The sequence below is a fragment of the Streptomyces sp. NPDC044921 genome, from assembly GCF_056432865.1.
Genome location: NZ_JBWKIF010000001.1, coordinates 124,960 through 142,267, shown reverse-complemented (window position 1 = coordinate 142,267; position 17,308 = coordinate 124,960). Strand labels below are relative to the sequence as shown.

The 17,308-nt window shown below is 72.4% G+C and carries 16 protein-coding genes and 1 riboswitch; of the genes, 8 read left to right on the top strand and 8 right to left on the bottom strand.

Going from position 1 to position 17,308, the window contains the following annotated elements; translation table 11 throughout:
- The first annotated feature begins 163 nt into the window (after nucleotides 1-163).
- Both AC07DA_RS00730 and AC07DA_RS00725 read left to right on the top strand, forming a co-directional pair.
- Complete coding sequence (locus AC07DA_RS00730) at nucleotides 164-1,084, top strand: hypothetical protein (protein WP_479123252.1); 921 nt, start codon at nucleotides 164-166, stop codon at nucleotides 1,082-1,084.
- Nucleotides 1,032-1,601, top strand: a complete 570-nt coding sequence (locus AC07DA_RS00725) for a hypothetical protein (RefSeq protein ID WP_479123251.1) — start codon at nucleotides 1,032-1,034, stop codon at nucleotides 1,599-1,601. Before AC07DA_RS00730 ends, AC07DA_RS00725 begins: the two co-directional genes overlap by 53 nt.
- Before the next feature lies 1 nt (nucleotide 1,602).
- Here the strand turns inward: AC07DA_RS00725 and AC07DA_RS00720 are convergent, their stop codons facing one another.
- From AC07DA_RS00720 to thrC, 6 genes are all read right to left on the bottom strand, one after another.
- On the bottom strand, nucleotides 1,603-3,159 hold the full coding sequence (locus AC07DA_RS00720) for a carboxylesterase/lipase family protein (protein WP_479123249.1): 1,557 nt from the start codon (nucleotides 3,157-3,159) through the stop codon (nucleotides 1,603-1,605).
- 93 nt (nucleotides 3,160-3,252) lie between these two features.
- On the bottom strand, nucleotides 3,253-4,368 hold the full coding sequence (locus AC07DA_RS00715) for an NADH:flavin oxidoreductase (RefSeq protein WP_479123248.1): 1,116 nt from the start codon (nucleotides 4,366-4,368) through the stop codon (nucleotides 3,253-3,255).
- A gap of 192 nt (nucleotides 4,369-4,560) precedes the next feature.
- Nucleotides 4,561-6,183 (bottom strand): chaperonin GroEL, encoded by a 1,623-nt coding sequence (groL, locus tag AC07DA_RS00710; RefSeq protein ID WP_365089857.1) that lies wholly within the window; start codon nucleotides 6,181-6,183, stop codon nucleotides 4,561-4,563.
- Nucleotides 6,184-6,514: 331 nt separating this feature from the next.
- Nucleotides 6,515-6,718 (bottom strand): cold-shock protein, encoded by a 204-nt coding sequence (locus AC07DA_RS00705; RefSeq protein ID WP_004986573.1) that lies wholly within the window; start codon nucleotides 6,716-6,718, stop codon nucleotides 6,515-6,517.
- A 438-nt stretch (nucleotides 6,719-7,156) separates the two neighbouring features.
- The gene (locus tag AC07DA_RS00700; protein ID WP_010035955.1) at nucleotides 7,157-7,432 is read right to left on the bottom strand and encodes a ubiquitin-like small modifier protein 1; all 276 of its coding nucleotides are present in this window, start codon (nucleotides 7,430-7,432) and stop codon (nucleotides 7,157-7,159) included.
- An 84-nt stretch (nucleotides 7,433-7,516) separates the two neighbouring features.
- Nucleotides 7,517-8,803, bottom strand: a complete 1,287-nt coding sequence (gene thrC, locus AC07DA_RS00695) for a threonine synthase (RefSeq protein ID WP_479123245.1) — start codon at nucleotides 8,801-8,803, stop codon at nucleotides 7,517-7,519.
- Between the two features lie 18 nt (nucleotides 8,804-8,821).
- A riboswitch (SAM riboswitch) is annotated at nucleotides 8,822-8,977 on the bottom strand.
- Nucleotides 8,978-9,131: 154 nt separating this feature from the next.
- Here thrC and AC07DA_RS00690 point away from each other — a divergent pair.
- The 3 genes from AC07DA_RS00690 (at nucleotide 9,132) to otsB (ending at nucleotide 12,376) form a co-directional block, all read left to right on the top strand.
- Nucleotides 9,132-10,076: a glucosyl-3-phosphoglycerate synthase gene (locus AC07DA_RS00690; protein ID WP_479123244.1), complete on the top strand. Its 945-nt coding sequence runs from the start codon at nucleotides 9,132-9,134 to the stop codon at nucleotides 10,074-10,076.
- Nucleotides 10,077-10,148: 72 nt separating this feature from the next.
- A complete protein-coding gene (locus tag AC07DA_RS00685; protein ID WP_479123242.1) occupies nucleotides 10,149-11,537 on the top strand; it encodes an alpha,alpha-trehalose-phosphate synthase (UDP-forming) in 1,389 nt (462 codons plus the stop codon).
- Nucleotides 11,534-12,376 carry a trehalose-phosphatase gene (gene otsB / locus AC07DA_RS00680; protein WP_479123240.1) on the top strand — a complete coding sequence of 281 codons (843 nt, stop codon included), beginning with the start codon at nucleotides 11,534-11,536 and terminating at the stop codon, nucleotides 12,374-12,376. Before AC07DA_RS00685 ends, otsB begins: the two co-directional genes overlap by 4 nt.
- A 16-nt stretch (nucleotides 12,377-12,392) precedes the next feature.
- Here otsB and AC07DA_RS00675 read toward each other — a convergent pair whose 3' ends face one another.
- Nucleotides 12,393-12,650, bottom strand: coding sequence for a DUF3263 domain-containing protein (locus AC07DA_RS00675; RefSeq protein ID WP_479123238.1), 258 nt, complete (start codon nucleotides 12,648-12,650; stop codon nucleotides 12,393-12,395).
- Nucleotides 12,651-12,685: 35 nt separating this feature from the next.
- Entirely contained in the window at nucleotides 12,686-13,939 is a 1,254-nt protein-coding gene (locus tag AC07DA_RS00670; RefSeq protein ID WP_479123236.1) for an ABC transporter substrate-binding protein, read from the bottom strand.
- A 155-nt stretch (nucleotides 13,940-14,094) separates the two neighbouring features.
- On the opposite strand from AC07DA_RS00670, the gene AC07DA_RS00665 reads away from it, so the two are divergent.
- The 3 genes from AC07DA_RS00665 (at nucleotide 14,095) to AC07DA_RS00655 (ending at nucleotide 17,297) form a co-directional block, all read left to right on the top strand.
- Nucleotides 14,095-15,036 (top strand): ROK family protein, encoded by a 942-nt coding sequence (locus AC07DA_RS00665; RefSeq protein ID WP_479123234.1) that lies wholly within the window; start codon nucleotides 14,095-14,097, stop codon nucleotides 15,034-15,036.
- Nucleotides 15,036-16,247 carry an N-acetylglucosamine-6-phosphate deacetylase gene (gene nagA, locus AC07DA_RS00660; RefSeq protein WP_479123232.1) on the top strand — a complete coding sequence of 404 codons (1,212 nt, stop codon included), beginning with the start codon at nucleotides 15,036-15,038 and terminating at the stop codon, nucleotides 16,245-16,247. Before AC07DA_RS00665 ends, nagA begins: the two co-directional genes overlap by 1 nt.
- A gap of 120 nt (nucleotides 16,248-16,367) precedes the next feature.
- On the top strand, nucleotides 16,368-17,297 hold the full coding sequence (locus AC07DA_RS00655) for a 1-phosphofructokinase family hexose kinase (RefSeq protein ID WP_479123231.1): 930 nt from the start codon (nucleotides 16,368-16,370) through the stop codon (nucleotides 17,295-17,297).
- The last annotated feature ends 11 nt before the right edge of the window (nucleotides 17,298-17,308 follow it).

Genomic DNA, 17,308 nt, shown 5'->3' with positions numbered 1-17,308 from the left:
AGGGCCTCAACCCGCCCTCCCGCCCCGCGAGTTGACGCGACGCGTCCGGCTTGCCACGGACAGTCACCTGCCTCTAACGTTCCTGGACAAGCAACAGCCCCCGCCCGGTGCGCCAACACCTGCGGGGGCTTAACCAACGAGATCGAAGGAACAGTTCGGTCCCATGGCTGAGTCCCAGCTTAGTGCTGCCCTCCCGTCCGCGCATCCAATGGCGGCCCCCGGCTACGGCAAACGCTCCACTCCCGATCAACTCCGCGCCACAGGACACGACTTCGCGCACCTCCCACCCCGCGAAGCCGCCATCGCCGCCTACCTCGACCGACTCCCCGACGGCGCCGACATCTCCGTGAAGACGCTGGCCAAACAGCTGCCGTACGGGCAGTGCGCCCTGAGCACCGCCCTCAACCGCCTCCAGCAGGCAGGGCATCTGCGCCGGGGCCGGGAGTGCGTCACGGCCGACGACGGCGGTTCCCGCTGGATCACCCGATCGTGGTGGTCCCGCACGGCCCGGGACGACGACTGGTGGGCGGCCTTCACGCGCGGGGACGTGCCGCAGGCACCGCAGCGCCCCACCCGCTCCCGGGCGCAGATCCTGCTGGCCGCCCTCGGCCGCACCGCACCCGTGCTGTCGCTCTCCCAGACCGACTGCGCGGCGCTCGCCCCTCTCGTCACGCAGTGGTTCGAGCGGGGCGCCTCGGAGGACGACGTCCTGCACGCCCTCACGGCCGGCCTGCCGACACCCGTCCACCACCCCGCCGCCCTCGTCCGCACCCGCCTGACCGGCAAACTCCCGCCTCCACCGGCCCCGCGTCCGCCGCTGCGGGTCCTGGAGTGCGCGAGCTGCGGCGCTCCGGGACGCCCGGAGTCCCTGCCGGGCGGGCGTTGCAGCGCCTGCCGAGGTGAAAGCGACCCCGCACGACCCCCCGCACCCCTGCCCGCCCCGTCCGTGCACGAGCACGCGGCCGGGATCCGCGCCGCGATGTCCCAACGCCGCCGGGAGCGGAATCCGCCGACCGGGGACAATGGACGGCATGAACCACGCCCAGCTGACCGCACTCGGCCGTGCCCTCCGGCTTCTCGGTGAGCACGGGGAGGCCCTCACCGCCGACACCCCGGACGCCAAGCTGCACGAGGTGAGGGCGGATCTGCGGCGGGCCCTGGACCTGCTGGAGGAGAGCGTCTCGAACGCCGCGCCCAGCACCCGGTGCCCCGAGCACCCGAACGGCCCGGTCGACGAGGCCGCGCCCGACCTGTGCCTGCTGTGCGAGACCCGGCGCCGGGCGGCCCGCCGGAACGAGTTCAACGGGCCCGCCCCGCACCAGCCGCAGACCGAGCCCGTCCAGTCCCGCTACGGTGTGCGCGGCGACCGCCCGCAGCCCCAGCAGCGCTGGCTGCCGGAGCTGTGGAACGGCCAGGCCTGGCAGCTGTGCGGCACCCCGCGCCGGGACCGCCGCGAGGCCGAGCTGTACATCGCCGCCCAGCGCCGCGCGCCCCGGGCCGCCATGGCGTACCGGCTGGTGCACGAGTTCACCGACTACGAGGTGCTGCGGGTGTGGGGCACGCCCGTGCGGATCGACATCGAGCCGATGGGCAACCTGTAGATCACAGCAGGGGCAGGGCCTCGAAGTCGTGCCCCTGCCACAGGCGCCGCGCCGCCTCCTCCGGGTACGCCGTGACCACCGGCTCCGCGTCCAGCACCTGCACCAGCCGCCGCTCCTCGTCGTAGGCGGGCCAGCCCGGGTCGCCGGTCCTCGCGAACGCCGTCCAGGACGAGCGGAAGCGGGACGACAGCGCCAGGGCCTCGGCGGGCGGCTCGGCGCCCTCGAACACCAGCGCGCCCAGGTCCGCCCCGTACGTGCCGAACAGCAGCGGGATGTCCAGGCCGTGGCAGGCACCGAGCGCGCCGCCGTTGCCGGGGGCCGGCCAGGTCAGTTCGTAGACGTGCGCGCTGCCGCCGCCCGCCCGGTGGGCCTCGGCCAGGTGCAGGGAGGGCATGGCGAAGAGCCAGTCCGTCTGGACGCGTTCGTACAGCTCGCCCGGGGAGGCGCCGGGGAAGGCCGTACGGTAGGCCGCCTCCCCGCCCGGGCCGGGGGCGAACAGGCGCAGGGCCGCGCTCGCCCGCTCGTCGGTGATCTGTCCGAGCTGCCCGGCCAGGGCGGCGAAGAGGCGGTACTCGTCGCGGTTGTGGCCGACGAGCAGGTCGACCTCCCGCGCCGCCCCGGACGCGAGCGCCTGCCACGGCGTCGCCGGCAGGACCTCGCCGTCGACCACCGGGGAGAAGGGGGTCACCGTGGGCGCCGCCCGGCCCCACCGGTCGAGGTACTGCGGCATCTTCGGGCCCAGGGCCTCCCCCGCCGACGTGAGCCGGCGCGGGTCGACCGTCGACAGGTCGGCGACCGTGGGGCGCAGGCCCACCTCGGCGGCGAGGGCGGTGCCGATGTCCCGGGCCAGTGCGGCGGAGAAGAACGTCCCCGGCACGCTCTGCGCGATGGCCCGCCGGAACAGCCCGGCCGCGCGGTCCATCACCAGCAGCGAGGCCACCGACCCCGCGCCCGCCGACTCGCCGAAGACCGTCACCTGCCGCGGGTCGCCGCCGAACGCGCCGATGTTGTCGCGCACCCACTCCAGCGCGGCCACCTGGTCGAGCAGGCCGCGGTTGGCGGGCGCCCCCTCGATGTGGGCGAACCCCTCCATGCCGACGCGGTAGTTGAAGGTGACGACCACGACGTCGCCGTCGGCCGCTATGCGCCGGGCGTCGTAGCCGGGGCTGCCGGCGTGGCCGAGCTTGTAGGCGCCGCCGTAGATCCACACCATGACCGGGCGGCGGGCGGCCGGGTCCGGGTCGGGGGTCCAGACGTTGACCGTGAGCCAGTCGTCGCCCTCGGGGGCGCGCAGCAGCGCCGGGCCGCCCATCAGGCCGAGGTCCTGCGGGGGCGGCGGGCCAAAGGCGTCCGCGTCCCGTATGCCGTCCCACGGTCGGGCGGGGCGCGGCGCCATGAACCGGGCCTCGCCGACCGGGGGTTCGGCGAACGGGACGCCGCGGAAGACCGCGAGCCCTTCCTCGCGGAGTCCGCGCACCGCGCCGGCGGTGGTGCGCACCACCGGCCCGGGCTGTCCGGAGGGGCTCTCCGCGGGCGGGTGGGACTCGGTCGTCGTCATCTGGGTCTCCTCACGGGTGCCGGTGATCAGGCGCTCGGCCAGTGTGCTTGACCGGGGCAACCGGATCCAGACACCCGTGGGCGGACCTCCGTGTCAGCTGAGGGTCTTCAGCGACGCCGCGTCGTACGGCGCCAGCTCGTCGAGGCGGCCGGCGAGGACCTTCTCGGCCCACTGCGGGTCCTGCAGCAGAGCGCGGCCGACGGCGACCAGGTCGAACTCGTCGCGCTCGAAGCGGTCCAGGAGGTTGTCGAGGTCGCCCAGCTCGGCGCCCTGGCCCTGGAAGGCCTTGACGAAGTCGCCGTTGAGGCCGACGGAGCCGACGGTGATGGCGGGCTTGCCGGTGAGCTTCTTGGTCCAGCCGGCGAGGTTCAGGTCGGAGTCGTCGAACTCGGGCAGCCAGTAGCGGCGCGTGGAGGCGTGGAAGGCGTCGACTCCGGCGGCGGCCAGCGGGGTGAGGATGGACTCCAGCTCCTCAGGGGTCTCGGCCAGGCGGGCGCCGTAGACGTCCTGCTTCCACTGGGAGTAGCGGAAGATGACGGGGAAGCCGGGCGAGACGCTCTCACGGACGGCCGCGACGATCTCCGCCGCGAACCTGGTGCGGGCGACCCGGTCGCCGCCGTAGGCGTCGGTGCGGCGGTTGGTGCCCTCCCAGAGGAACTGGTCGAGCAGGTAGCCGTGGGCGCCGTGCAGCTCCACCCCGTCGAAGCCGATGCGCTCGGCGGCCGCGGCGGCCTCGGCGAAGGCACCGACGACGGCGTCGATGTCGGCCTGCGTCATGGCCTTGCCGGTGGGCTCGTCGGCGCCGATGCGCAGCCCGGAGGGGCCGACGGCCGGGGCGTCCGCGACGGGCGGCTCGCCCTGCTTGCGGACCATGCCGATGTGCCAGAGCTGCGGCACGATCGTGCCGCCCGCGGCGTGCACCGCCTCGGCGACCTTCGCCCAGCCCGCGAGCTGCTCCTCGCCGTGGAACCGCGGCACGCGGTCGCTCTGCCCGGCCGACTCGTGGCCGACGTAGGTGCCCTCGGTGACGATCAGGCCGACCCCGGCGGCGGCGCGGCGCGCGTAGTAGGAGACCACGTCCTCGCCGGGCACGCCGCCCGGGGAGAACATGCGCGTCATGGGCGCCATCACGATCCGGTTCGGGACGGTCAGCCCGCCCAGGGTGACGGGCCGGGACAGGATTGCGGCGGCACGGGAGGCGACGGTCACGTGGGGGCTCCTTCGGATACGGACAGTATGCTCATACCAGGCAGTATGTGCACGTGCATCGGACCCCAGGTTCAACCATGCGGCCCGCCGCCGCCATCCCGTGCCTCCTGTGATCCCGCACACGCCGAAGGGCGGCACCCCCTGCGAACAGGAAGTGCCGCCCTGGGAAAGGACGTCGATCGACGGGGTCGATCAGAAGTCCATGTCACCGCCCGGCATGCCGCCGCCGGCCGGCGCGGCGGCCTTCTCCGGCTTGTCGGCGATGACGGCCTCGGTGGTGAGGAACAGCGCGGCGATGGAGGCGGCGTTCTGCAGCGCGGAACGGGTCACCTTCGCCGGGTCGATGATGCCTTCGGCGATCATGTCGACGTACTCACCGGTCGCGGCGTTCAGGCCGTGGCCGACCTGGAGGTTGCGGACCTTCTCCACGACGACGCCGCCCTCGAGACCACCGTTGACGGCGATCTGCTTCAGCGGGGCCTCCAGCGCGAGCTTCACGGCGTTGGCGCCGGTCGCCTCGTCACCCTCGAGCTCCAGCTTCTCGAAGACCTGGGAGGCCTGCAGCAGGGCCACGCCACCACCGGCGACGATGCCCTCCTCGACGGCCGCCTTGGCGTTGCGCACGGCGTCCTCGATGCGGTGCTTGCGCTCCTTGAGCTCCACCTCGGTGGCGGCACCGGCCTTGATGACCGCGACACCGCCGGCGAGCTTCGCCAGGCGCTCCTGCAGCTTCTCGCGGTCGTAGTCCGAGTCGCTGTTCTCGATCTCGGCGCGGATCTGGTTGACCCGGCCCTGGACCTGCTCGGCGGAGCCGGCACCGTCGACGATGGTGGTCTCGTCCTTGGTGATGACGACCTTGCGGGCCTTGCCCAGCAGGTCGAGCGTGGCGTTCTCCAGCTTGAGGCCGACCTCCTCGGAGATCACCTCGCCGCCGGTGAGGATGCCGATGTCCTGCAGCATCGCCTTGCGGCGGTCGCCGAAGCCCGGGGCCTTGACGGCGACGGACTTGAAGGTGCCGCGGATCTTGTTGACGACCAGGGTCGACAGGGCCTCGCCCTCGACGTCCTCGGCGATGATCAGCAGCGGCTTGCCCGACTGCATGACCTTCTCCAGGAGCGGGAGCAGGTCCTTGACGTTGGAGATCTTGGAGTTGGCGATCAGGATGTACGGGTCGTCGAGGACGGCCTCCATACGCTCCATGTCGGTGGCGAAGTACGCCGAGATGTAGCCCTTGTCGAAGCGCATACCCTCGGTGAGCTCCAGCTCCAGACCGAAGGTCTGGGACTCCTCGACGGTGATGACGCCTTCCTTGCCGACCTTGTCCATGGCCTCGGCGATGAGCTCGCCGATCTGGGTGTCGGCGGCGGAGATGGAGGCCGTGGAGGCGATCTGCTCCTTGGTCTCGACGTCCTTGGCCTGCTCCAGCAGGGCGGCGGAGACGGCCTCGACGGCCTTCTCGATACCGCGCTTCAGGGCCATCGGGTTGGCACCGGCGGCCACGTTGCGCAGACCCTCGCGCACCAGGGCCTGGGCGAGGACGGTCGCCGTGGTCGTACCGTCACCGGCGACGTCGTCCGTCTTCTTGGCGACTTCCTTGACCAGCTCGGCGCCGATCTTCTCGTACGGGTCCTCGAGCTCGATCTCCTTGGCGATGGAGACGCCGTCGTTGGTGATCGTGGGCGCGCCCCACTTCTTCTCGAGGACGACGTTGCGGCCCTTGGGGCCGAGCGTCACCTTCACGGCGTCCGCGAGCTGGTTCATGCCGCGCTCGAGGCCGCGCCGCGCCTCCTCGTCGAACGCGATGATCTTGGCCATGTGAAGTGGTCCCTCCAGGACTGGGGGTGATTACTTCGGACCGCGCCCGCGCCCGCGACGGACGGCCCCCGACCGGTGGTTCCTTGCCCCACCTGGTCCGCGGCCTCACCGACCCGGTCCTTACGTTGTCACTCTCACCTTCAGAGTGCTAACGCAATGATTAGCACTCGGGCATGGTGAGTGCAAGCGCCTCCCCGGGATCGGGCGGGGGCGTCAGCCACCCGCGAACACCCCCCTGCACCCCCTGCGAGCAGGCCGAAGGGCCCGCACCCCGGGGGGTGCGGGCCCTTCAGAGAAGACCTGTCGCTTGCGCGTTGGTCGTGGTGCGCGTTCAGGCGGTGACGCGAACCATGTCGGCCTGCGGGCCCTTCTGGCCCTGCGAGATCTCGAACTCGACCCGCTGGCCCTCTTCCAGGGTGCGGTAGCCGTCCATCTGGATCGCGCTGTAGTGGACGAAAACATCCGCACCACCGTCGACCGCGATGAAGCCGTACCCCTTCTCCGCGTTGAACCACTTGACGGTGCCCTGAGCCATGCCTAACTCCCCTATTACTGGCCCTTGCACAGATCCACACTTCGCGGACCCGGGTCAGACCTCACCCCCCACGGTTGGGGGCGTGCGCCGGAACGCGTCGACCGCGGCTGAATGTATCTGTCCAACTGCCGTCTGCAACAGGTCAATCGGACGAGAATTCTGGACGCACCGGGTCCGGAATGTGGGGAGAATTCGCCTGAATTCAGGGCAAGTCGGGCCACACAAAATACGCAAAAGCCACGAAAGACGCGCACACTTTGGCTACATCTTGTCGGGCTCGCGGCAGGAATTCAGGGTTCCGGTCAGGCGATCGGAACCGCGTTCCCCAACTGTACCGCGCTCAATCACACAGAATTGCCCCCTCCGCTTCTCTCACGGTGGGGGCAATTCGATGCACGCTCGGTAACCGGCATTACTCCAGGTAACGCCAGGGCCGGTTCAGCCTCCGGCGACGGCCGGGATGATCGACACGCCGGCGCCGTCCGGGGTGGCCGTCTCCAGCCCCTGCTCGAACCGCACGTCGTCGTCGTTCACGTACACGTTGACGAACCGGCGCAGCTTCCCCTGGTCGTCCAGGACCCGGGCGGCGATCCCGGTGTGGTTCTTCTCCAGGTCGGCGATGACCTCGCCCAGGGTCGCCCCCTCGGCGGCGACCTCGGCCTGCCCGCCGGTGTAGGTACGCAGGATGGTGGGGATGCGAACGGTGACGCTCATGACTTCGGAACCTCCGGTTGGTGACGAACCCAGGGGCGCGGGGAACTGCGCGAACAACCCCCACCGGCCCGCAGATGGCAACGATCAGACGAGCCCGGCCTCACGGAACGACTCCAGGCTGGGCCGAATGGTCGCGGTCAGCCCCGTGCCCGCCACCGCGTCCAGCGTCTTCAGACCGTCCCCGGTGTTGAGCACCACAGTCGTCCTGGACGGATCCAGCAGCCCGCTCTCGATCAGCTTCTTGGTGACACCCACCGTCACACCACCGGCGGTCTCCGCGAAGATCCCCTCGGTCCTGGCCAGGACCTTGATGGCGTCGACGACCTGCTCGTCCGTCACGTCCTCCACCGCACCGCCCGTGCGCCGCGCGATGTCCAGCACGTACGGCCCGTCCGCCGGGTTGCCGATCGCCAGCGACTTGGCGATCGTGTCCGGCTTCTGCGGGCGCACCACGTCGTGCCCGGCCTTGAACGCCGTCGACACCGGGGAGCAGCCGAGCGCCTGCGCGCCGAAGATCTTGTACGGCCTGTCCTCGACCAGCCCGAGCCTGATCAGCTCCTGCAGGCCCTTGTCGATCTTCGTGAGCTGGGAGCCGGAGGCGATCGGCACCACGATCTGCTCGGGCAGCCGCCAGCCGAGCTGCTCGCAGATCTCGTACGCCAGCGTCTTGGAGCCCTCGGCGTAGTACGGCCGCAGGTTGACGTTGACGAAGCCCCAGCCCTCGCCGGCCGGGTCGCCGATCAGCTCGGAGCAGAAGCGGTTCACGTCGTCGTAGTTGCCCTCGATGCCGACGAGCTCGCCGCCGTAGACCGCGGCCATGACGACCTTGCCCTGCTCCAGGTCGTGCGGGATGAACACGCAGGAGCGGAAGCCGGCGCGGGCCGCGGCGGCGCCCACCGCGCCGGCCAGGTTGCCGGTGGAGGAGCAGGAGAGGGTGGTGAAGCCGAAGGCGCGGGCGGCCTCCAGGGCCTGCGCGACGACGCGGTCCTTGAAGGAGTGCGTCGGGTTGCCGGAGTCGTCCTTGACGAAGAGCTTGCCGGCGTCCACCCCCAGCTCGCGGGCGAGGTTGTCGGCCCGCACCAGCTTGGTCCAGCCCGGGTTGATGTTCGGCTTGTCCGCGACGTCGGCCGGGACCGGCAGCAACGGGGCGTAACGCCAGATGTTCGCGGGGCCCGCCTCGATCTTCTTGCGCAGCTCCTCGGTGTCGTAGCCCGAGAAGTCGTAGGCGATCTCCAGCGGGCCGAAACACTCCTCGCAGGCGAAGACCGGGCCGAGGGGCACGCGGTGACCGCACTCGCGGCAGCTCAGCGCGGCGGCCGGGCCGAGGTCTACGGTGGAGTTCGTGGTGCTTGCAACAGTCTGCACAGCCATGTGAGGCGAGGCCCTTTCTCCTCATCTTCCTCACGACGCATCTCGCCGTGAGACGGATTTGGCACCTTCCCTAGCCGGGAGCCTCGCGCTGTGGTCGCCAGTGACCTACGAGAACCGACTGGAGGGTTGCCGGGGCTTCATCGGGCCGTTTCCCTCTGCCCCTCTGGATGAGCTGTATGTGGTTGTGAACGAGGGCGACCCCGGACATGCGATGGTCACCCGCGTTGTCCAAGACTGTAACCGACGACCAGGACAGTTGAGATAGTCGTCCGAACCGCGAGATGGCTCACAGTCCGTCCCGCCGAGAGAACGCTAAGGAGCCGCCACGGTGCTGGAAGAAGTCGAGCGCTGGCTGAGCACCCGTTCCTGGTCCGCGACCGAGCGTCCGCTCCACCGGATCCTCGCTGCCAAGCAGCGCGCGGGCCGCACGGTGAGCGTGGTGCTGCCCGCGCTGAACGAGGAGGAGACGGTCGGCGACATCGTCGCCGTCATCCGGCACGACCTGATGCTGCAGGTCCCGCTCGTCGACGAGCTGGTCGTCGTGGACTCGGGATCGACCGACCGCACCGCGCAGGTGGCCGCCGCGGCGGGCGCGCGGGTGGTGCACCGGGACGCGATACTCCCGCGCCTGCCCGCCGCCCCCGGCAAGGGCGAGGTGCTGTGGCGCTCGCTGCTGGTCACGCGCGGCGACGTCGTCTGCTTCGTCGACGCGGACCTGCGGGACTTCTCGTCCGACTTCGTCTCCGGGATCGTCGGCCCGCTGCTGACCGACCCGGACGTGGACCTGGTCAAGGGCATGTACGACCGCCCGCTGGGCGGCGCCGCGGGGCAGGGCGGCCGGGTCACCGAGCTGATGGCCCGCCCGCTGCTGAACATGCACTGGCCGCAGCTGGCCGGGTTCGTGCAGCCGCTGGGCGGGGAGTACGCGGCCCGCCGCTCACTGCTGGAGCAGCTGCCCTTCCCCGTCGGGTACGGCGTCGAGCTGGGCATGCTGGTGGACGCCCTGCACCTGGTGGGCCTGGACGCCCTCGCGCAGGTGGACGTCGGGGTGCGCAAGCACCGGCACCAGGACGGGCAGGCGCTGGGCCGGATGGCCGCCGAGATCTACCGCACGGCCCAGCTGCGGCTGGCCCGCGGGCACCTGATCCGGCCGTCCCTGACGCAGTTCGAGCGGGGCGGCGACGGCTTCGAGCCGCGGACGTACTCCGTCGACACCGAGGAACGCCCGCCGATGGTGGAGATCGCCGAGTACCAGGCCCGGCGGGCCGCCTGACCGGGACCGTTTTCGGCCGGACGCGGCAGGTCCGTACGTTTGAGCGTTTACAGGCGGGCTAGGTTGAGGCCTATGGGTTCGACGCACGGTTCTGCACGGGTACTGGTGGCCTCCAACCGGGGCCCGGTCTCCTACACGGTCGGTGAGGACGGTTCGCTGGACGCCAAGCGGGGCGGCGGCGGGCTGGTCTCGGGGCTCTCCGCGATCGGCTCGGACGCGGACGCCCTGTGGGTGTGCTCGGCGCTGTCCGACGGCGACCGGGAGGCGGTCCGGCGCGGGGCCGGGGAGGACGGCGTGCGGATGCTGGACATCCCGGCCGACGTGCACGCCGACGCCTACAACGGCATCGCCAACTCGGTGCTGTGGTTCGTGCACCACATGCTCTACCAGACGCCGCTGGAGCCGGTCTTCGACGCGGAGTTCCGGCGCCAGTGGGCGTCCTACGAGACGTACAACCGGGCGTTCGCCGAGGCGCTGGCCGAGGAGGCGGCGCAGGGCGCGGTCGTCGTGGTGCAGGACTACCACCTGACGCTGGTGCCGGGCATGCTGCGCGAACTGCGCCCGGACCTGCGCATCGGCCACTTCTCGCACACGCCGTGGGCGCCGCCGGAGTACTTCCGGATGCTGCCGGACGACGTGGCCGGGCAGGTGCTGCGCGGCATGCTGGGCGCGGACCGGCTGGGCTTCCTCACGCAGCGCTGGGCGGACGCCTTCACCGCGTGCGCGGAGCGGTTCGCGGGCGGGCTCGGCGGCACGCGGATCGGCGTGCACGGGTTGGGCGCCGACGCGGACTTCCTGCGCGAGCGTGCGCACCGGCCGGACGTCGAGGAGCGGATGGCGGCGCTGCGCGAGGAGATCGGCGAGGGCCGCCGCACCATCGTCCGCGTCGACCGCACCGAGCTGTCCAAGAACATCGTGCGCGGCCTGCTGGCCTACCGGCGGCTGCTGGAGGCCCACGGCGAGTGGCGCGAGCGCGTGGTGCACGTCGCCTTCGCCTACCCCTCGCGGCAGGACCTCGCGGTCTACCGGGACTACACGGCCGAGGTGCAGCGCCTGGCGGACGAGATCAACGCCGAGTTCGGTACACCGGGCTGGACGCCGGTCGTGCTGCACGTCAAGGACGACTTCGCCCGCTCCCTGGCCGCCTACCGGCTGGCCGACGTGGCCCTGGTCAACCCCATCCGCGACGGCATGAACCTGGTGGCCAAGGAGGTCCCGGTGGTCTCCGACGCGGGCTGCGCGCTGGTGCTGTCCCGGGAGGCCGGGGCGCACGAGGAGCTCGGCGAGGACGCGATCACGGTCAACCCCTACGACATCACGGGCACGGCCGCGGCCCTGCACGAGGCGCTGTCCATGCGCCCGGAGGAGCGGGCCGAGCGCAGCAAGCGGCTGGCGGCGGCGGCCACGGCACTGCCGCCGGCGCGGTGGTTCGTGGACCAGCTGGAAGCGCTGAAGGGATGAGCGGCCCGATGCCCGCCTCGCCGTCACTGCCCACCCCCGTCACCGAGGCGGGCCGGGAGGGCCTGGACGCGCTGCTCGCCCGTCCCGGCAAGGCGCTGATCGCCCTGGACTTCGACGGGACGCTCGCGCCGATCGTCGCCGACCCCGAGCTGGCCCGGGCCCACGCCGACGCCGTGCCCGCGCTGGCCGCGCTCGCGCCGAAGGTCGCCGCCGTGGCGGTGATCACCGGCCGGCCCGCCGCGGTCGCCGTGCGCAACGGCGCCTTCGCCGGCGTGCCGGGCCTGGAGCACCTCGTCGTCCTCGGCCACTACGGCGCCGAGCGGTGGGACGCCCGCAGCGGCGAGGTGAGGACCCCCGAGCCGCATCCGGGTGTGGCGGCCGTCCGCGCCGAGCTGCCCGGGCTGCTCGACGGGACCGGGACGTTCGTGGAGGACAAGGGCCGGGCCGTGGCCGTGCACACCCGCCGGGCCCCCGACCCGCAGGCCGCCTTCGAGGCCCTGCGCGCACCGCTGACCGGGCTGGCGCGGCGGCACGGCCTGATCGTCGAGCCGGGCCGCATGGTCCTGGAACTGCGCCCGCCCGGCATGGACAAGGGCGTCGCCCTGCACGCCCTCGCCCGGGAGACCGGCGCCGGGTCGGTCCTCTACGCCGGTGACGACCTGGGCGACCTGCCCGCCTACGGGGCCGTCGACGCCCTGCGCGCGGAGGGCACCGCGGGCCTGCTGGTGTGCAGCGGCAGCGACGAGGTGACCGAGCTGCGCGAGCGCGCGGACGTGGTGGTGGACGGCCCGGAGGGCGTCGTGACGCTGCTGCGCGAGCTGGCCGGCCGGATCGGCTGAACCCGCCGCCCGGGGGTCAGCGTTCCGCCCGGCGCCTGTCCCGTATCCGGCGCAGCCGGTTGACCGTCACCGGGTCGTGGGCCAGGGCCCGCGGGTCGTCCAGCAGGGCGTTGAGGAGCTGGTAGTAGCGCACGGGGGCCAGGCCCAGCTCCTCACGGACCGCCCGTTCCTTCGCGCCCGGCCCGGGAAAGCCGCGGCGCTCCAGCGCGAGGATGTCCCGCTCCCTGCGCCCGAGACCCCGGCCGTCCGCGTCATCGTCGGCGTGCTCGTCCATGGACGGCACCGTAACGCCCGCCACCGACAGCGGGGCTACTCGGCGCTCTCGGCCCGCACCGCCGACGCCTGGAGGTGGCCCAGGACGCCCGAGGGGCTGCCCGAGGGGGCGACGGCCTTGCCGATCTGCGTCTTGACCTGGGCGCTGACGTCGGCCCAGGAGGTCTTGCCGACCGGGTACAGCTCGGAGGACAGCAGCTCCTCCAGGAACGGCCGGAGGTGCTTGTCCCGGTCGGCGGCGGTCATGGTCGCGGACGCGGAGGAGGTGACCGGCAGCAGGTCGTACTCGCGGGAGAAGGCCAGCACGTTCTTCTCGCTGTAGACGAAGTCGAGGAAGTCGCCGATCTGGTCGCGGTGACCGTGCTCGTTGAAGGCCATCATCCAGTCGGCCACGCCGAGCGTGGACTTGCTCGGGCCCTCCTTGCCGGGCATGGGCACCATGCCGTACTTCACGCCCTTCTCCCCGGCGATCTTCATCAGCGAGGGGTGGCCGTTGAGCATGCCGACCTGGCCCTTGGCGAAGGCGGCGAACGCGTCGGCCCGGTTCAGCTCGCCCGGCGCGACCGGTCCGGTCAGGTCCTTGCCGACGAGCTCGTTCCTCAGCCAGGTGAAGGTGTCGATGTTCTCCGCGGAGTCGATGCCGTAGCTGCCGACGCTGTCGGTGTAGCCGCCCCCGCCGCTGAGCATCCACTGCATGGTCTCGGCCTGCGCCTCCTCGGGGCCGAGGGGCAGCGCGTAGGGGTACTTCACGCCCTCGCCCTTGAGGGCCTCGGCGGCGTCGGCCAGGTCGTCCCAGCTCTCGGGCGGGGTGATGCCGGCCTTGGCGAAGAGGGTCTTGTTGTAGAAGAGCACGCGGGTGGAGGAGGCGAACGGCATGCCGTACTGCACGCCCTTGACCTGGCCGGCGGAGGCCAGCTGCCCGACGAAGTCGGCCTGCACGGGTATGGAGAGCAGGTCGTCGGCCTTGTAGAGCTGGTTCTGCGCCGCGTAGTCGGCGTACGCGCCGATCTGCGCCATGTCCGGCGGGTCACCGGCGGAGACCATCTCCCGGACCTTGCGGTCGACGTCGTTCCAGGAGTAGACGCTGACGTCGATCGTGACGTCGGGGTGGTCGGCCTCGTACTCCGCGACGAGCTTGTCCCAGTACTTCTTCGAGCTGTTGGCCGCGCTGTCGCCGTAGTCGGCGGCGACCAGCTTCAGGGTGACGTCCTCCGAGCCCCCCGTGACGCCGCAGCCGCCGAGGACCGCCGTCATGCCCAGGGCGGACACCACCGCGATCGTTCCTGCCATTCGCCGACGCTGCACCGCTGTTCTTCCCCAACCCTGGCGTCCCGCGCCGCACTCCGGCACGGCCCGCCACCCGAAACTTTTCGATATCCGGAGTAAGGTCTACACCACGTGAGTGGACTAGACCTCTTGCGGGTCCCCGGGTCACACTGTTCTCCGTGAGACATGTCATCGCCCTCGACGTGGGCGGCACCGGGATGAAAGCCGCCCTGACCGGGCCGGAGGGCGAGGTCCTGCACCGCGCCCGCCGGGCCACCGGGCGCGCCCAGGGCCCGGACGCCGTCGTCGCCCACATCCTCGACTTCGCGGCCGAGCTGCGCGCGTACGGCGCCGAGCAGCTCGGCACGCCCGCGTCCGCCGCCGGCGTGGCCGTCCCGGGCATCGTCGACGAGACCGGGGGCATCGCCGTCTACGCGGCCAACCTCGGCTGGCGCGACGTCCCGCTGCGCCGGCTGCTGGCCGAGCGGCTGGGCCTCCCGGTCGCCCTCGGGCACGACGTGCGCACCGGCGGCCTCGCCGAGGGCCGGGTCGGAGCGGGCCGGGGCGCCGACCGCTTCCTGTTCGTGGCACTGGGCACCGGCATCGCGGGCGCCATCGGTGTCGAGGGCCGGGTGGAGGCGGGGGCGCACGGCTTCGCGGGCGAGATCGGCCACATCGTCGTACGCCCCGGCGGCGCCCCCTGCCCCTGCGGCCAGCGCGGCTGCCTGGAGCGCTTCGCCTCGGCGGCGGCCGTCAGCGAGGCCTGGGCGGCGGCCTCCGGCACCCCGGGCGCGGACGCGGCGGACTGCGCCAAGGCGGTGGACGCCGGCGACCCGAAGGCCCGGGCGGTCTGGCAGCAGGCCGTGGACGCCCTGGCCGACGGCCTGGTGACGGCCCTGACACTGCTGGACCCGCGCACCCTGATCATCGGCGGCGGTCTCGCGGAGGCGGGGGAAACCCTGTTCACACCCCTGCGGGAAGCGATCCGCAGCCGCATCACCTTCCAGAAGCAGCCGTCCCTCGTCCCGGCGGCGCTGGGCGACGGTGCCGGCTGTCTGGGGGCGGGTCTGCTGGCCTGGGATCTTCTGGCATCGACCGACCGTTCGGAGGTAACCACCTGATGGCAACGCCCCCAGGGGCGCGGGGAACTGCGCGACCAGCCACAGACCACCCGCACCCCGCAACGGCCGGACACCCCACGGTCCTCACCGGCGCGACCGTCGTCCTCCCCACCGGAACCGTCGAGAACGGCCAGGTGACCGTCGACGGCACCCGGATCGCCCCCACGGCCCCGGAACACGCCCGGGTCATCGACGTGACGGGCCACTACGTGCTCCCCGGCTTCGTCGACCTGCACAACCACGGCGGCGGCGGGGCCTCCTTCACCTCCGGCTCGGTCGACGACATCCTCAAGGGCATCCACACCCACCGCCTGCACGGCACGACCACCCTGGTCGCCTCCACCGTCACCGGCGACATGGACTCCCTCACCCGGCGCGCGGGCCTGCTCAGCGAACTCGCCGAGCAGGGCGAGATCGCCGGCGTCCACTTCGAGGGACCGTTCATCTCCCCCTGCCGCAAGGGCGCCCACTCCGAGGCGCTGCTGCGCCACCCGGACCCCGCGGAGGTCCGCAAGCTCGTCGACGCGGCCCGGGGCCGGGCGAAGATGGTCACCCTGGCCACCGAACTGCCCGGCGGCCTGGACTCCGTACGCCTGCTGGCCGACCACGGGGTGATCGCTGCCGTCGGCCACACGGACGCGACCTACGAGCAGACGGTGGAGGCCATCGACGCGGGCGCCACCGTCGCCACGCACCTCTTCAACGCCATGCCGCCGCTCGGCCACCGCTCCCCCGGCCCGATCACCGCCCTCCTGGAGGACGAGCGGATCACGGTCGAGCTGATCAACGACGGCACACACCTGCACCCGGCCGCCCTCCAGCTGGCGTTCCACCACGCGGGAGCCCACCGGGTCGCGTTCATCACGGACGCGATGGACGCGGCCGGCTTCGGCGACGGCCGCTACTGGCTGGGCCCCCTGGAGGTGGAGGTCGCCGACGGCGTGGCCCGGCTGGTGGCCGACGGCACGATCGCCGGCTCGACCCTCACCCTGGACCGGGCCTTCCAGCGGGCGGTGACCGTCGACGGCCTGTCCGTGGAGGACGCGGTGGCGGCACTGTCGGCCACCCCGGCCCGGCTGCTCGGCATGGACGACACGATCGGCTCACTGGAGCCCGGGAAGTACGCCGACCTGGTGCTCCTGGACTCCGCGTACGAGCTCAAGGGCGTGATGCGCCGGGGTGAATGGGTGGTCGGTCCCCAACTGGGCTGATCCATCCCGCAGTCGGGAGACGGTGGCCGACGCCGGGACTGGGCCGGCCGCCGTCTCTTTGGCATGATCGGGCTTCCGGACAGTTCACGTCAGCCAGCGCATCGGGGGAGGTCGGCCCAGGTGATCCTCACGGTCACGCTGAACACCGCTCTCGACATCACCTACCGCGTGCGGTCCCTCCGGCCGCACGCCTCCCACCGCGTCTCCGAGGTGACGGAACGCCCCGGCGGCAAGGGCGTCAACGTGGCCCGGGTCCTGGCGGCGCTCGGGCACGAGGTGACGGTGACCGGTTTCACGGGCGGGGCGACGGGCCGCGTCCTGCAGGAGCAGCTCGCGGCGGTCCCGCGGGTGGCCGACGCCCTGGTGCCGGTCTCCGGCGCGACCCGGCGCACGATAGCCGTGGTCGACGAGCACGCCGGCGACACGACGCAGCTGAACGAACCGGGCCCGACGATCACACCCGCCGAATGGTCGGCCTTCCAGGAGGCCTACGCGGACCTGCTCCACGGCGTGACCGCCGTGGCCCTGTGCGGCAGCCTGCCGCCGGGCGTGCCGGTGGGCGCGTACGCGGGCCTGGTGCGCACGGCGCGGGCCGCCGGGGTGCCGGTCGTCCTCGACACCAGCGGCGAACCGCTGCGCCGGGGCGTCGCGGCCCGCCCCGACATCATCAAGCCGAACGCGGACGAGCTGGCGGAGCTGACCGGCTCCCACGAGCCGCTGCGCGCCACCCAGGACGCCCGCCGCCGGGGCGCCGGGGCGGTGGTCGCGTCCCTCGGCCCCGGGGGTCTGCTGGCAGCCACCCGCGAGGGCCGCTGGCGAGCCACCCCGCCGGCCCCTCTCCGGGGCAACCCGACGGGCGCCGGCGACGCGGCGGTCGCGGGCCTGCTGTCGGCCCTGACCGACCACCTCCCCTGGCCGGACCGCCTCACCCGGGCGACCGCGCTGTCCGCGGCGACGGTGGCGGCACCGGTGGCCGGCGAGTTCGACCGGGAGGTGTACGAGGAACTGCTGGGCAGGGTGGCGGTGACCGGTGAGGTCAGCGCGGCCTGAGCGGTCCCGGC

What these genes read in the sequence shown, in the direction of transcription:
- AC07DA_RS00685 (WP_479123242.1), top strand. Translation starts at nt 10,149, where the DNA reads ATGGGTTCGACGCACGGTTCTGCACGGGTACTGGTGGCCTCCAACCGG.
- thrC (WP_479123245.1), bottom strand. Translation starts at nt 8,803, where the DNA reads ATGGCTGTGCAGACTGTTGCAAGCACCACGAACTCCACCGTAGACCTC.
- otsB (WP_479123240.1), top strand. Translation starts at nt 11,534, where the DNA reads ATGAGCGGCCCGATGCCCGCCTCGCCGTCACTGCCCACCCCCGTCACC.
- AC07DA_RS00670 (WP_479123236.1), bottom strand. Translation starts at nt 13,939, where the DNA reads ATGGCAGGAACGATCGCGGTGGTGTCCGCCCTGGGCATGACGGCGGTC.
- AC07DA_RS00720 (WP_479123249.1), bottom strand. Translation starts at nt 3,159, where the DNA reads ATGACGACGACCGAGTCCCACCCGCCCGCGGAGAGCCCCTCCGGACAG.
- AC07DA_RS00700 (WP_010035955.1), bottom strand. Translation starts at nt 7,432, where the DNA reads ATGAGCGTCACCGTTCGCATCCCCACCATCCTGCGTACCTACACCGGC.
- AC07DA_RS00725 (WP_479123251.1), top strand. Translation starts at nt 1,032, where the DNA reads ATGAACCACGCCCAGCTGACCGCACTCGGCCGTGCCCTCCGGCTTCTC.
- AC07DA_RS00675 (WP_479123238.1), bottom strand. Translation starts at nt 12,650, where the DNA reads ATGGACGAGCACGCCGACGATGACGCGGACGGCCGGGGTCTCGGGCGC.
- nagA (WP_479123232.1), top strand. Translation starts at nt 15,036, where the DNA reads ATGGCAACGCCCCCAGGGGCGCGGGGAACTGCGCGACCAGCCACAGAC.
- groL (WP_365089857.1), bottom strand. Translation starts at nt 6,183, where the DNA reads ATGGCCAAGATCATCGCGTTCGACGAGGAGGCGCGGCGCGGCCTCGAG.
- AC07DA_RS00730 (WP_479123252.1), top strand. Translation starts at nt 164, where the DNA reads ATGGCTGAGTCCCAGCTTAGTGCTGCCCTCCCGTCCGCGCATCCAATG.
- AC07DA_RS00705 (WP_004986573.1), bottom strand. Translation starts at nt 6,718, where the DNA reads ATGGCTCAGGGCACCGTCAAGTGGTTCAACGCGGAGAAGGGGTACGGC.